The 14,162-nt window shown below is 29.0% G+C and carries 13 protein-coding genes; 7 read left to right on the top strand and 6 right to left on the bottom strand.

Annotated elements, in window-relative coordinates; genetic code table 11:
• Window positions 1-26: 26 nt before the first annotated feature.
• A complete protein-coding gene (locus KO506_RS13310; protein WP_215995412.1) occupies window positions 27-806 on the top strand; it encodes a zinc-dependent peptidase in 780 nt (259 codons plus the stop codon).
• Window positions 807-826: 20 nt separating this feature from the next.
• Here the strand turns inward: KO506_RS13310 and KO506_RS13305 are convergent, their stop codons facing one another.
• From KO506_RS13305 to KO506_RS13295, 3 genes are all read right to left on the bottom strand, one after another.
• Window positions 827-1,348, bottom strand: coding sequence for a thioredoxin family protein (locus KO506_RS13305; protein ID WP_215995411.1), 522 nt, complete (start codon window positions 1,346-1,348; stop codon window positions 827-829).
• A gap of 242 nt (window positions 1,349-1,590) precedes the next feature.
• Window positions 1,591-3,261, bottom strand: coding sequence for a glycoside hydrolase family 2 TIM barrel-domain containing protein (locus KO506_RS13300; protein ID WP_215995410.1), 1,671 nt, complete (start codon window positions 3,259-3,261; stop codon window positions 1,591-1,593).
• A 298-nt stretch (window positions 3,262-3,559) separates the two neighbouring features.
• On the bottom strand, window positions 3,560-5,191 hold the full coding sequence (locus KO506_RS13295; RefSeq protein WP_215995409.1) for a S41 family peptidase: 1,632 nt from the start codon (window positions 5,189-5,191) through the stop codon (window positions 3,560-3,562).
• A gap of 314 nt (window positions 5,192-5,505) precedes the next feature.
• Between KO506_RS13295 and KO506_RS13290 the strand changes: the two genes are divergently transcribed.
• Complete coding sequence (locus KO506_RS13290) at window positions 5,506-7,362, top strand: B12-binding domain-containing radical SAM protein (RefSeq protein ID WP_215995408.1); 1,857 nt, start codon at window positions 5,506-5,508, stop codon at window positions 7,360-7,362.
• A 7-nt stretch (window positions 7,363-7,369) separates the two neighbouring features.
• Here the strand turns inward: KO506_RS13290 and KO506_RS13285 are convergent, their stop codons facing one another.
• Genes KO506_RS13285 through KO506_RS13275 form a run of 3 tightly spaced genes read right to left on the bottom strand, consistent with a single transcriptional unit; the run spans window position 7,370 to window position 8,890 of the window.
• Window positions 7,370-7,753: a DUF3037 domain-containing protein gene (locus tag KO506_RS13285; protein WP_215995407.1), complete on the bottom strand. Its 384-nt coding sequence runs from the start codon at window positions 7,751-7,753 to the stop codon at window positions 7,370-7,372.
• Window positions 7,743-8,522, bottom strand: a complete 780-nt coding sequence (locus KO506_RS13280; RefSeq protein ID WP_215995406.1) for a HipA family kinase — start codon at window positions 8,520-8,522, stop codon at window positions 7,743-7,745. Before KO506_RS13280 ends, KO506_RS13285 begins: the two co-directional genes overlap by 11 nt.
• A gap of 14 nt (window positions 8,523-8,536) precedes the next feature.
• The gene (locus KO506_RS13275; protein WP_215995405.1) at window positions 8,537-8,890 is read right to left on the bottom strand and encodes a helix-turn-helix domain-containing protein; all 354 of its coding nucleotides are present in this window, start codon (window positions 8,888-8,890) and stop codon (window positions 8,537-8,539) included.
• Between the two features lie 343 nt (window positions 8,891-9,233).
• Here KO506_RS13275 and KO506_RS13270 point away from each other — a divergent pair, with 343 nt between their 5' ends.
• From KO506_RS13270 to KO506_RS13250, 5 genes are all read left to right on the top strand, one after another.
• Window positions 9,234-10,292 (top strand): M14 family zinc carboxypeptidase, encoded by a 1,059-nt coding sequence (locus KO506_RS13270; protein WP_215995404.1) that lies wholly within the window; start codon window positions 9,234-9,236, stop codon window positions 10,290-10,292.
• A 75-nt stretch (window positions 10,293-10,367) separates the two neighbouring features.
• Window positions 10,368-10,847 carry an Lrp/AsnC family transcriptional regulator gene (locus tag KO506_RS13265; RefSeq protein WP_068359914.1) on the top strand — a complete coding sequence of 160 codons (480 nt, stop codon included), beginning with the start codon at window positions 10,368-10,370 and terminating at the stop codon, window positions 10,845-10,847.
• 104 nt (window positions 10,848-10,951) lie between these two features.
• The gene (locus tag KO506_RS13260; protein WP_215995403.1) at window positions 10,952-12,943 is read left to right on the top strand and encodes an alpha-ketoacid dehydrogenase subunit alpha/beta; all 1,992 of its coding nucleotides are present in this window, start codon (window positions 10,952-10,954) and stop codon (window positions 12,941-12,943) included.
• Between the two features lie 11 nt (window positions 12,944-12,954).
• Complete coding sequence (locus KO506_RS13255; protein WP_215995402.1) at window positions 12,955-13,962, top strand: NADP-dependent oxidoreductase; 1,008 nt, start codon at window positions 12,955-12,957, stop codon at window positions 13,960-13,962.
• Entirely contained in the window at window positions 13,959-14,141 is a 183-nt protein-coding gene (locus tag KO506_RS13250; protein ID WP_215995685.1) for a CPXCG motif-containing cysteine-rich protein, read from the top strand. Before KO506_RS13255 ends, KO506_RS13250 begins: the two co-directional genes overlap by 4 nt.
• Window positions 14,142-14,162: the final 21 nt, after the last annotated feature.

Here is a 14,162-nt window from a genome sequence, read left to right as displayed (position 1 = left end):
ATATTAAAGATTTAATTTAAGATATAATGAGCTATATAATAATTATTGCTATTCTTCTTGTTGTTTTATTTATAAGTTTAAAACCTAAGAAAAAAGTAAAAATAATTCCATTAGAAAACGTTGAAGTCCCTGAACATTGGCATCCAATTTTATTAGAAAATATTTTATTTTACAAAAAATTAACTAAAACTGAACAGAAATTATTTTGCGCTAAAATGGTTCGTTTTCTAGAAACAACTACTATTGAGGCTATCCATTTCGAATTAGAAGAATTAGACAGTTTATTAATTGCTGCAAGTGCTATAATTCCTGTTTTTAGATTCCCAAATTGGAATTACAATAATCTATCAACCGTTTTAATTTATCCTGATTACTTTGATGAAGATTTGCAATTCAGTAGCAATACAAAAGGAAGAAATATTGCAGGTTTAGTAGGTACAGGCAGGTTCGAAAACCATATGATTTTATCTCGAAAAGCTTTACACCTTGGGTTTAACAATAAATCTGATAAAGGCAATACAGCAATTCACGAGTTTATCCATTTAATAGACAAGGCAGATGGTGTTATTGACGGAATTCCGAATGCGTTGTTAGATAAGCAATATACAATTCCGTATTTACAATTAGTCCATAAAAAAATGGAAGAAATTAATAATGATACATCTGATATTAGAAATTATGGAGGTACATCAGAGATTGAGTTTTTAGCAGTTGTAGGAGAATATTTTTTTGAAAGACCTAAATTACTAAAAAGAAAACATCCAGCATTGTATGAAATGCTGGATGCTTGTTTTATCAAGTCTTAAGGGTAGTTGTTTTACTTTAATTATTGCGCAACAAATTGATTGGTAATGTTTTCTATATCTTGAATTGTAACTTTTTTGGCAGTTTTCTTTATTTTTTTTATAAACTCTTTTACTTCTGCTGGACTTGCAGGACCGCCTAAATTTTGACCATTCGTATCAAAAGAATTTGTAATTACTTTTAAATCTGCATCTAAAATTACCCAAAAAGGTAAACCTGCTTTATCTCCTTCATATTTTTTTAATAAATCTAAAGAACCTGGGTTTTCCAAATTTTCTTTTCCTTTAGTTTCCTTTACGACAATAGGCACAGTAATGTAGTTATCTTCAAAAAACTGTTTTGTTTTCTCAGATTTCATGTCTTTGGTCATTTTATGACACCATCCACACCAAGAAGCTTCAAATTTAATAAAAATGGATTTTCCGTCCTTTTTTGCTATTTCTTGTGCGTTTTTTATTAGCATATCTGTACTTTCTTGCGCTGAAACTTGGCAATTAAGAGTTAAAAAAGCCGTTATAAATAGTAATATAATTTTATTTTTCATATTTTTTTTTGTTTTATCTCAAATATAAAAATTTATAATGCTTTTTTGTATAAAATTAGTATTAAAACTGAAAATTAAGTTTTTAGCAATTGCTGGCGAATACTTTTTTGAAAGACTTAAATTGCTAAAAATAAACACCTAGAATTGTGTGAGATTTTGGAAAGTTGTTTTTTGAGGTAACTCAAAATCCACATAATAAAACAACAAAGAAATATTTATCAATAAATATTAATATTTTTATACTATCTACTTATTTCTTTTGCCCAATCTCCTCTGAAAATTATTTTTTGATCGTGAATTTTAAAAGTAAACTTTCCATATCTAACAGATACTCCTGCAGAAGCATTTACAACCCAGCTATTGTCTGGAATAAAAAATGAATTTTTCGAAGTAATTACCTTTTCATCTAATCGATTTTTGATTGGAACCGAAACTTGTTGACCAACATCCCAACCCAAATGGGTATTATAACTCACTATCAAATCGCTTATTAATTTAAAGTTTTCATTGGTTATAATTTTGGTTTTTATAGTCGCGTTTTTACTTTCGTTTAAATCTTTTCCTGGTGTAACTTCAATCTCTAATGTAGGTAATTTAATTTCTGTTTTAGAAGCTAAAATAACAATAGATTCATTTTTAATCACTTTATTTTCAGAATTGTAAAACTCGAATGCAAGCTCTAATGCTTCAATACCTTCTGGGTTTATAGTTAACTCATCCTCAAAATAACCCTCTTTTGCTATGTTTTTAGAATAAATAATTTCATCACTCAATTTTACCACTACTTTTTTTACATCCTTATTATTGTAAAGAGCTATAGGTATAGTTGTATTTGTATGAATTGTTTTGTTTTTCGGACTTATAATCAATCCTTGCATATACTCTTTCATTGCAAACCAAACAGGTCTTGGAGCACCATATTTATCATTTACATCTTTGTATCCCCAGAAACCAAACCATTCTTCTGGTTGCTCTTTATTGTGTTTGCTTTTTTCACCACCTTTCCACCAACCATCAGCATAATAAAATGGGCACATTCCTAAAGCTCCAGCATCCATCAATTCTCTGTAATTAGCCACAAGTCCTTCACTTTGTTCTTTTAAAGTTCGTGAACCAAAACTACCAAAACCACCTTTTGGAGATACTGAATGTCCGAATTCAGTAATGATAAAAGGTTTGTCTACACCATTTAAGGCATTTAAACCTTCAATATAATCGCTAAAACCTATAGTTGCTGTTTGGCCTTCATTATAGCCATAACAGTTGTAAGCATATACATCAAACATGGATTGATCCATCCAATCACTAATCATTGCATTTGCAGAAAGGGTTACAGGTACATTTGGATGATCCTTGTGAATCATATCTACCATCATTTGCATCAAATCTTTAAAAGCTTTAGCAGAAACTTTATGAATGTGATCTGTTTGTGGTTCATTAATAACCAAATACGTTATAATGCAATCATATTTTGGTGCATATTTTAAGATGTTTTCAAGTTGAGTTTTACAATGATTGATAAATTTAGGATCACTATAATCTTCTTCAGGATTCACTTCTAAACCCATAATTAACTTTAAACCAGATTCTTGTACCAGATTTAATTGCGCTTCAGAAAACTGACTCCAAGTTCTTATGGTATTATAACCGCCTTTTTTAATGTTTTCAAGATCAAATTTCATTAACTCTAAATGATCTTTCTTTTCATCTTCATAAGGATGTTGTCCTGGTCGTGCACCTATTTCATAACCAATGGCTTTAATAAAAAACTTTTCTCCATTAAGATAATACCAATTATCTTTTAGTTCAATATTGGTTTTAGTTGCTACTATTTCAGTTTTTTCTGGCTGAGAACATCCTATAATCAATAGAAAAAGGCAAAGAATAGATACTAAAGCTAAATTTGGTTTCATTTTTGTTTATTTTGATTGCACTAAACACTATTGAGAAATGCCGCGTTTTGATTCGTTATATTGAAAGTAAACGAAGTTCGGTTTTTTTGTTCAAAAATCAATAGAAAAAAGAGGCAATTTTTATTTCTGATTATTCACAAATAAAAAAAGGTGCTTCGTAAATTGAACTTTTAACTGTTGTTGATGAGTATTTTTTTTTTTTTGAAATAACTTAATTATTAACAGGAGAACATTCTGAATTGTATGATATGTTGGAAGTTTGTTTTGTGAAATGATTTATTAATAAAGCAATAGTTTTTTATTCATTTGCAATCTCAATTGCTTTCTCTAAAATTTCATCAAGACCTTGCCTTAATCCGTCTATTGTTGGTTTTATTTCAATATCAATTTTAACACCTTTTCTTTGCGATTCAGTTCCATCTGGATACATTATGCCATAACCCGAAAATCTTGTTGTATAACCACCTAAATATGTAATAGGCATATTAACTCCATCTGCACCAGCAGTTTGATTTCCAATTGTAACAATGTTGTCTGCTGTCTGAAAAGCCATAGCCGTAAATTCTGATAAGCTCAAAGAATTGTCATTAACAAGAAGAATAAATTTTCCTTTAAAAACTTTTCGACTACTACCTGTTTTTGCACTTTTATCAAAAAAAAATCTTCCTGGATAAGAAATATCAGGATTGTATTTCAAAGCAAAAACTTTGTTTTCGGTATTAAAATATCGAGTAAACATTTTATACCTAAGTTCTGGATATCCTCTAAGGTCAATAATGATTGATTTTTTTTTATTGAACGTTTCAAATATTTCTTCAAATTCTTTAGGTTTAAATTTGGAAGCCATATTTATATAACCAATAGATTCAGTAATTGATTTTGATTTTAAACTGCGTATATTTTTAAAATATCCAAAATCATTAAAGTTATAAAGTTTTGTATAAATATTTCGAATTTCACCATCTCTTATTATAGTTAAGTGCATAGAGTCCAATGTATCCTTGAAAATTGTACTATAAGTCCGATTTATTTTAAAGTTAAGATTAGAGCCTGAAACATATTTCAATGTATTTTTCAATTCTGTTTTAATACTCTTGTTATTAATTTTTACAATGATATCACCTCTTTTTAAATCATTAATTTTTGCAAGAGAGTCATTCAAGATTTTAGAGACTACTGCTTGGTTTTCTACATTAGATATAATTACTGGAAGTAATTTATATTTTGATGTATCATTAAAACTTATCCTAGCGTGCGAATCGTCTAACTTTGCGACAAGTTCCCTAAGTACTGCCTGATATTCAATCTTATTTTTAACAATTAAAATTTTATCAATCATTTCACTTAATACCAAATCCCAATCTTGGTTAGTTAGATATTTATATGGATAAAAATATTCTATTATGTTCCAGTATTTAAAAAGTCCTAATAATCGGTATTCAACTTTTGGGAATTCAAAATCTTTGTAAGCGGGTTCGTTAATTATTTTTATATTTCCAATTGGTTCTGTGGTTGCATAAAAATTTTCTCTTTGATTTCTGTTCTTCTCAATAAATTTTAGTTTTAATGAAAGTTCATTGCTAAAAAGCGTTGTGTTTTGTGTCCAAGACAAATCAAAATTTTTGTCAAAATAGATTTCTTTAGTATTACATTTTTTACAATTTTTAATCTTACCTAAACTTTCAATCCAAGTAATATAAACTTGAGAAAGTGAGTTTCTATCTGTCGCTTTTAAAACTTCAGGAAGATGCTCTATAAGTTCTTTGTCCCAATCAAAATTTCCTTTTGCAACTTCTGGATGATAATATTTTAGAAATCCATAAATTTTTCCAAATGAAGCTAGTTTTTCAGTTTCTGTAAGCTCAATTTGAGCACTTATTGAATTCCAATAAACAGATAAAAATAATAATAGAAGTATTTTATTTCTCATATAAGTTTTAGATTTTATAGAATATAAATCAACATATATTTAATTGTAGAAAGCGTTAAATATTCTATAATTGGGAAAATTTTAAAAGATTAAGGTTGGCTTTGCGATATTTTGCAAACTCTTATTGATATTCCAAGTTTTAATTCGTCACATCAGAGTTAGCTAAGTTCTAAGTTTTTATTTAAAAAATCAACAGGAAAAACATCTTATTTTAGGTGAATTTATTCACAAAAAAAAAGGTTCGTTTAAAAACCAAATACAATTTTAATTATCATTTACAAATCAGATAGTATCTTTGCACTTCACAATTTTATATGTCTTTAAATACACTTTTAATAACTCCACCATTTACGCAGTTAAATACTGCATATCCTGCAACCGCTTATATTAAAGGTTTTTTAGATTCTAAAAGTGTAAAAGCAACTCAAATGGATTTAAGTATTGAGTTGTTTACTGCGGTTTTTACCAAAGAATTTATAGACGCAATATTTAAACAAGCTGATTTATTAGGTAATAAAGAATTGCCTTTGGTGTATAATCAAAGAGAAGATTATATCAATAAAGTAGACACTGTAATGCAGTATTTGCGAGTTCAAGAAGTTACAGCTGCGTATCAAATAGTACATAAAGATTTTTTACCTCATGGACATAGACGCATAAAATTAGACAAAGATTTATCAACAGAATTTGGAAAATTAGGCATTTTAGACAAAGCCAAACACATTGCTACTTTGTTTGTAGAAGAATTAGGCGATTTTATAAATACTAATATCGATGAATTTTTCTCATTTACAAGATATGCAGAGCAATTGGGTAGAGCAGCTTCTAGTTTTAATCAAATTGAGGAGTATTTACAATATGAAACTACGCTGATAGAAGATGAAATGTTGTATTTATTAGAAGAGCAAATTAAACAAGATAATTACGATTTAGTTTGTTTTACCATTCCTTTTCCAGGTAATTTATTTTCGGCTTTAAGATGTGCGCAATTTCTAAAGGAAAACTATCCAAATATAAAAATTGCATTTGGTGGTGGTTATTGCAACACAGAATTAAGACGATTATCAGATCCAAGAATTTTTAATTATATCGATTTTATCACTTTAGATGATGGAGAAGGACCTTTATTAAAAATTACTGAATTTTTAAACCGAAAAATAGGTGAGGAGCAATTAGAAAGAACTTTTATCTGTAAGAATAACGAGGTTGTTTATGTTGATAAAAAGCCAAATACCATTTTTCATCATAAAAATTTACCTGCACCAAGTTATGTTGGTTTGCCAACAGCAAAGTATTTGTCTTTTTTAGATGTGATGAACCCTATGCACAGAATGTGGTCTGATGGAAAATGGAATAAACTCACCATTTCTCACGGTTGTTATTGGAAACAATGTTCTTTTTGCGATGTTACTTTAGATTATATTGGCAATTACCAAAACACGACAGCTGATGATTTGGTCAATAAAATTGAGAAAATTATTGCTGAAACAGGTGTAACTGGTTTTCATTTTGTGGATGAAGCTGCTCCTCCAAAAATGCTAAAAGCATTAGCAAATGCTTTAATTGATCGTAAAATTTATATTACTTGGTGGACAAACATCCGTTTTGAAAAAACATTTACAGCAGAATTATGCGCTTTATTATCAAAATCGGGTTGTATTGCTGTTACTGGTGGTTTAGAAGTGGCTTCAGACAGATTGTTGGCAAAGATGAAAAAAGGTGTTGATATTGCTCAAGTTGCTAGAGTTACCAAAGCTTTTTCTGATCAAAATATTATGGTGCATGCGTATTTAATGTTTGGTTTCCCCACTGAAACAGCGCAAGAAACCATAGATTCTTTAGAGGTTGTGCGTCAGTTATTTCAGAATAATTGTATTCAGTCTGCTTTTTGGCATCAATTTGCTTGCACTAGTCATAGTCCTGTTGGTAAAAATCCAGATGAATTTGAAATTAAAATTACTGGTCCAAAATTTGAAGGTTTTGCAGAAAACGATTTATTTCACGAAGATCCAAAAGGAGCAGAACATCATTTATATAGTCAAGGTTTAAATGTTGCTTTAAATAATTACTTGAATTACAAAGGTTTTGAGATTCCTTTAGATGATTATTTTGATTTTAAAGTACCAAGTAAAACTGTAAAAAATGGTTTAATTTCGGGTTTTTTAAATTGATATTATCTTACAAAACAAACTCATCAAAAATTGCATTTATCTCTTTTTTAGGATCATTACACATTCCTGGATGTGTTTTAGAACTCTGAATAATAGTACTTCTACAAGCTGCAAGCCATCTAAAACGATCAGAGATTTCAAACTCAGCTATTTTTCCTCCTGTAGATTTTCCATCGCAAATTAATTTCCAAGCTTTTAGATAATCATTTAAAAAATCAATTTCTAATTCTGGTGCTAAAGCTTGTAATTTATTAGGATTAATATGGTATTTAATATCTAAGAATTTCTTTCTTTTAGAGAAAAGAATAACGCCGATATTAAAGAATTCTTCACGCTCAACTTTAGGTACAATTCTAATAATGGCATATTCAAAAGTAACTTTATCTTGCATCTTCAGCTTCTTTTACCAATTTATCAACCATTGTAAGTTTTGCACATAAAAACTGAATGTAAGCAGCTCTCATTTCGCCTGTTGTTAAAGTTTCTCCTTCGTTAATCAACCAATCTTCAGGAATATTAGAAACAATTTCTTCAATTACATCATTATTAATTAATTGCTGAATTTCTGTAGAAGCTTCTTGTAATTTTGTGGCTTTAGGTAATAAAACGTGATCTTTAATTAAAGGAAAAGTTCTAGTTAAATGGTTTTCCCAAGTTTCCCAATTATGATGAAAATAGAAACTTGCTCCATTATCAATAATCCAAAGTTCTTTGTTCCAATTTAAAAGATTGGTGTTTTTTGCAGTTCTATCAATATTACTAATTAAACTATCTAAAATCACAACTTTAGATGCTGTAAATTCATCTGCAATAGAAACCAAAGGATCATAAGTAATTGCACTCGATAAAAAATGTAAGCCTAAATTAAGGCCAACACTAAATTTTAGTAAATCTTGAATTTCTTCATCAGGTTCAGTTTTACTAAAAGAATCATCTAAATTCATAAAAACTAATTCAGGAACATTTAAACCTATTGCTCTTGCCAATTCGCCACCAATAAATTCAGAAATTAATGCCTTTTTTCCTTGTCCTGCACCTCTAAATTTTAAAACATATAAAAATCCGTCATCTGCTTTTACAATAGCAGGCAAAGAACCACCTTCTCTTAAAGGTTGTAAATACTGCACCACATTTACAGTTCTAATATCAATTGTTTTCATAAAACTAAGATATGTTATTTGTGATATTCATCAAAAGTTCCATCAGAATAAAAAACAACAATTCTTTGAATCTTCTTTTCATCATTTTTAGATGGATTTGAAAATAATGTTGGAGTAGAAGTAACCTCTTTATTTGTTGCTTTTTTAGGAAAAGAACCTTCGCCTTTTAACAACCAATCTATTTCTACATCACTAAATTGAGAAGTAATTTTTAGGATAAAATCTAAACTCGGTTTGTTTCTGCCTGATAAAATATGAGAAATACTAGAACGTTGAACACCAATTTTATCAGCAAATAAAGATGCTGTTAGTTGATGATAATCCATTATTTTTTTAATACGAGTTGTAAATTCTAAACTGTTTAGCATTGTAAATAGTTTGTTTATTACAAATGTAAATCAATATAAAATAGCATCCAATTATTTAATACTTATTCTTTTAACTTATAGTGTTTTACTTAAACTTATACTTTAATTAAGGTTGTTATATGGTTAGTAAATAGCCTTTTGTTAATATTTTAAAATTAAGTACTGATTGTTTTTGTATTTTGTGTTAGCTTGAAATTTTTATTTTAACATCTAGTTTACAAAGGTAACAAAGATCCTATGTTTTCTGATTTACAATTGTAACATTAAAGCAATTTACATTTGTAAATATAGAATTGTATACTAATTTACAATAGATTAAATTTGCCTTTCTAAATAGAACTCTGTGAATATTTTATCACCCGAAATTTTAAAGGCTATATTTAATCAACAAAAAGAAACCGCTCTTTTTGGCAAATGGATTACTTTTAAAGACATTGAAAAATTATTAAAAAAACATCTTGCTGTTTTTAAAATTCATGAACTAGGAACTTCTGAACAAGAAAGGTCAATTTATACCTTACAAATTGGTACTGGTAAAAAGAAGATTTTACTTTGGTCGCAAATGCATGGAAACGAAAGTACAGGTACAAAAGCACTTTTTGATTTGTTTAATTATTTCTCTAATACTTCTGATGAAATTTTAGAAACCATATTAAAGGAATGTACTTTGTTATTTATTCCGATGTTAAATCCTGATGGTGCCCAAGCCTATACAAGAATTAACGCAAATGAAATAGATTTAAACAGAGATGCTGTAGATCGACTTGCAAAAGAAAGCTTGTTGTTAAGAAACACTTTAGAGCAATTTAATCCGCAATTTTGTTTCAATTTACACGACCAAAGAACCATTTTTGGTGTAGAAGGCACTAAAAACCCAGCAACAATATCTTTTTTAGCTCCATCAGAAGAAGTAACAAGAGCAATTACAGAAGGCAGAAAGGAAACTATGAATGTTATAGTAGCAATGAATTTGATGTTACAACAGATGATTCCTAATTTTGTGGGTAGATATACAGATGAGTTTTACCCAACAGCAACTGGTGATAACTTTCAAAAGCTAGGTTACAATACAATTTTAATTGAATCTGGTCATTACCCAGAAGATTATCCAAGAGAAATTTCTAGAGAATATACTTTTTATTCAATTTTACAAGGAATTTATCACATCGCAATTTCAGAAGATTTTTCTAGTTATTTACCTTATTTTGAAATTCCAAATAATGCTAAAATATTCTATGATGTAATTCATAAATACCCTGATAATGAGCAGAATAAAGCCTATCAATACACAGATAAAATTGTAGATAATAAGTTAGTATCTGAATTAAATGCTGTAGATGAACAGGGTCTAAATGGTAAATTCGGACATAGCGAAATCGTTTTCGGGGTTAATATAGTTTAAGTATTTATCAAAATAGTACTTGTTTAGTTAAATTAAATTCATAAATTTGCTTTATAAATTGAATTATATATAAAAATGAAAAAATTTATCTTAGACGAAATTGATCATCAAATTTTAGATATTTTAATAGAGAATGCAAGAACGCCTTTTACAGACATTGCAAAGCAATTATTAGTATCTGCAGGTACAATTCACGTACGTGTTAAAAAAATGGAAGATGAAGGTATTATTCAAGGTTCTACCTTAACATTAAACTACGAGAAAATGGGCTATTCTTTTATTGCTCATGTTGGTGTTTATTTAGAAAAAACGTCTATGACTCAGAGTGTTATTGAGAACTTAAGAAAAATACCAAACGTAACTGTTGCTTATGTAACTGCTGGCAAATACAATATCTTTTGTAAAGTAAGAGCTAAAGGTACTAATGATGCAAAAGACATTATTTATCAAATTGATGATGTTCCTGGTGTAAACAGAACAGAAACAATGATTGCTTTAGAAGAAAGTATCAATGATAAAAAACGTATGATGCACGCAATTTTTGCTGAATTATAACGAAATTATACATCAATATATTAATCCTTATCACTAAAAATGATAAGGATTTTTTTATGGAATAAAGTTATTTATATTTGTTAGAGTTGCCAAAAACAGATTTAATGTCTTTAAATATTAATTATTCTTTAAATTCAAGCTTAAATAATGCTACATTATTGCATTTATACAAAACTTTACTAAAACCTCGTTTAATAGAAGAAAAGATGCTTATTCTTTTACGTCAAGGTAAAATAACGAAATGGTTTTCTGGTATAGGTCAAGAAGCAATTTCTGTTGGTGTAACCCTAGCTTTAGAAAAAGACGAGTATATTTTACCAATGCACAGAAATTTAGGTGTTTTTACAACTAGAGGCATTCCTTTATATCGATTATTTTCTCAATGGCAAGGAAAAGCAAACGGATTTACAAAAGGTAGAGATAGAAGTTTTCATTTTGGTACGCAAGAATACAATATTGTTGGAATGATTTCTCATTTAGGTCCGCAATTGGGAGTTGCAGACGGAATTGCCTTAGCCAACAAATTAAAAAATAACAATAAAATCTGTGCTGTTTTTACAGGTGAAGGTGGTACAAGCGAAGGAGATTTTCATGAGGCTTTAAATGTAGCTTCAGTTTGGAGTTTACCTGTTTTATTTTGTGTAGAGAATAATGGCTATGGTTTATCTACACCTAATTTAGAGCAATTTAATTGTAATAATATTGCAGATAAAGGCATTGGTTATGGAATGGAAAGCCATATTATAGATGGTAATAATATACTAGAAGTTTACACTAAAGTGGATGAACTTGCGAAAAGTATTCGTAAAAATCCGAGACCTATTTTAATTGAATTTAAAACTTTTAGAATTCGAGGTCATGAAGAAGCAAGTGGAACAAAATATGTTCCTGAAGATGTGTTAGAGTTTTGGAGAGCCAGAGACCCAATTGATAATTTTGAAAGCTATTTATTGAATAAAGGGATTTTAACCAGCTCTTTAATTGATCAATATAAAAAAGAAATTACAGCAGAAATTAATGAGCATTTACAAGTTGCTTTTAATGAAGAAAAAATTATTCCAGATTTAAAAACAGAGCTTAAAGATGTTTTTAAACCTTTTAATTATCAGCCAATCAAACCTTCATCAAATAAAAAAAATATTCGTTTTGTTGATGCGATTTCTGATGGATTAAAATTATCAATGGAAAAACATAATGATTTGGTAATTATGGGACAAGATATTGCTGAATATGGTGGTGTTTTTAAAATTACTGATGGTTTTGTAGATAAATTTGGTGAAAAACGCGTTAGGAATACGCCAATTTGCGAGTCTGCTATTGTAAGTACTGCTTATGGTTTATCCATAAATGGAGTAAAATCAATTGTTGAAATGCAGTTTGCTGATTTTGTTTCTTCAGGATTTAATCCGATTGTAAATTTATTGGCAAAATCTCATTATAGGTGGTCTCAAAAAGCAGATATAGTTGTTAGAATGCCTTGTGGAGCAGGAGTAGGAGCTGGACCTTTTCATAGTCAAACTAATGAGGCTTGGTTTACAAAAACTCCTGGATTAAAGGTCGTTTATCCTGCTTTTCCTCAAGATGTAAAAGGATTATTAATTAGTGCAATTCAAGATCCAAATCCTGTTTTGTTTTTTGAGCATAAAGCATTGTATAGGTCTGTTTATCAAGATGTTTCTGATGGTTTTTTTACTACAGAAATAGGGAAAGCAAATCTTATTAAAACTGGAAATCATCTTACAATTATTAGTTATGGAGCTGCTATTCATTGGGTTTTAGAAGTCTTAGGAAGTCTATCAGAAATTTCTGCAGATGTAATAGATTTAAGAACTTTACAACCTTTAGATGTTGAAATTATTTATACATCCGTTAAAAAAACAGGAAAAGCAATAATTATACAAGAAGATTCTCTTTTTGGCGGAATTGCAAGTGAAATATCAGCATTAATTAATGAGAATTGTTTTGAGTTTTTAGATGCACCTGTGCAACGTGTTGCAAGTTTAGATACACCAATTCCTTTTCAAACTGATTTAGAACAACAATATTTATCAAAAAATAAATTGAGAGAAAGAATACAATCTTTACATCAATATTAATTAAAATACACATGAAAAATAAACAAGTTATATTTAAGAAACGTCCTGTAGGTATGCCAGATACAGATACTTGGGAATTAGAAAGCAATGAAATTTCTGAATTACAAGAAGATGAAATTTTGATTCAACAGCATTATATTTCATTAGATCCTGCAATGCGTGGTTGGATGAACGATTCTAAATCTTACATTCCACCTATTGCTCTAGATGATGTTATGAGAGCTGGTTCTATTGGTACAATTATCAAAAATAATGGAAACCCAAAATTTAATATAGGTGATGTAGTTTCTGGTTGGGGTGGTGTACAGCAATATGTAATTTCTAATAGTGATAATTGGTATAAAGTTGATACAAATTTAGCGCCAATGCCTGTTTATATTGGTACATTAGGTATGCCTGGAATGACAGCTTATTTCGGAATTACTGAAGTTGGTAAAATTAAAGAAGGAGATATAGTTTTAGTTTCTGGAGCTGCAGGTGCAGTTGGTAGTATTGTTGGTCAAATAGCTAAAATTAAAGGCTGCACAGTAATTGGTATTGCTGGTGGAAAAGAAAAATGCGATTACATTATAAATGAATTGGGTTTTGATGATGCTATAGATTATAAATCAGAAAATATATATTCTGCATTAAAGAAAAAATGCCCAAAAGGAATTGATGTTTATTTTGATAATGTTGGTGGTATTATATTAGATGCAGCTTTAAGTAAATTAAGAATGCATGCTAGAGTTGTAATTTGTGGGGCAATTTCTCAATACAATAACAAATCTAAAATAAATGGACCAAGCAATTACCTATCTCTTTTAGTTACAAGGTCTACTATGCAAGGAATGGTAGTTATGGATTATGCAACTAAATTTGGTGAAGCTGCCCAACAAATGGGAATTTGGATGCAAGAAGGTAAATTAAAATCTAAAGAAGATATTTATGTTGGTATTGAAAATTTTCAAGAAACTTATAATAGATTATTTTCTGGGGATAAAAAAGGAAAATTAATTTTAAAAGTAATAGAAGAATAGTGGAACATTTTTTTCAATGTCCTTATTGTTGGGAAGAAATTTCAATGTTATTAGATAGCAGTGTTCAGCAACAAACCTATATAGAAGATTGTGAGGTTTGTTGCAATCCTATAGAAATAACACCAAGCTTTGATAATGGAGAATTGATTGGTTTTTATGCACAATCTATTGAACAGTAAAAAACAACCTGTAAGGTTTTG

Origin of the sequence: Polaribacter vadi (assembly GCF_018861005.1) — a bacterium.
GTDB classification, from domain to species: domain Bacteria; phylum Bacteroidota; class Bacteroidia; order Flavobacteriales; family Flavobacteriaceae; genus Polaribacter; species Polaribacter vadi_A.
The sequence above is the reverse complement of the archived record's forward strand: the minus strand, read 5'-3'. Positions and strand labels throughout refer to the sequence as shown.

Bases quoted from the DNA above. Each gene is read 5' to 3' on its own strand.
- KO506_RS13310 (WP_215995412.1), top strand. From the start codon at position 27: ATGAGCTATATAATAATTATTGCTATTCTTCTTGTTGTTTTATTTATA.
- KO506_RS13305 (WP_215995411.1), bottom strand. From the start codon at position 1,348: ATGAAAAATAAAATTATATTACTATTTATAACGGCTTTTTTAACTCTT.
- KO506_RS13300 (WP_215995410.1), bottom strand. From the start codon at position 3,261: ATGAAACCAAATTTAGCTTTAGTATCTATTCTTTGCCTTTTTCTATTG.
- KO506_RS13295 (WP_215995409.1), bottom strand. From the start codon at position 5,191: ATGAGAAATAAAATACTTCTATTATTATTTTTATCTGTTTATTGGAAT.
- KO506_RS13290 (WP_215995408.1), top strand. From the start codon at position 5,506: ATGTCTTTAAATACACTTTTAATAACTCCACCATTTACGCAGTTAAAT.
- KO506_RS13285 (WP_215995407.1), bottom strand. From the start codon at position 7,753: ATGCAAGATAAAGTTACTTTTGAATATGCCATTATTAGAATTGTACCT.
- KO506_RS13280 (WP_215995406.1), bottom strand. From the start codon at position 8,522: ATGAAAACAATTGATATTAGAACTGTAAATGTGGTGCAGTATTTACAA.
- KO506_RS13275 (WP_215995405.1), bottom strand. From the start codon at position 8,890: ATGCTAAACAGTTTAGAATTTACAACTCGTATTAAAAAAATAATGGAT.
- KO506_RS13265 (WP_068359914.1), top strand. From the start codon at position 10,368: ATGAAAAAATTTATCTTAGACGAAATTGATCATCAAATTTTAGATATT.
- KO506_RS13260 (WP_215995403.1), top strand. From the start codon at position 10,952: ATGTCTTTAAATATTAATTATTCTTTAAATTCAAGCTTAAATAATGCT.
- KO506_RS13255 (WP_215995402.1), top strand. From the start codon at position 12,955: ATGAAAAATAAACAAGTTATATTTAAGAAACGTCCTGTAGGTATGCCA.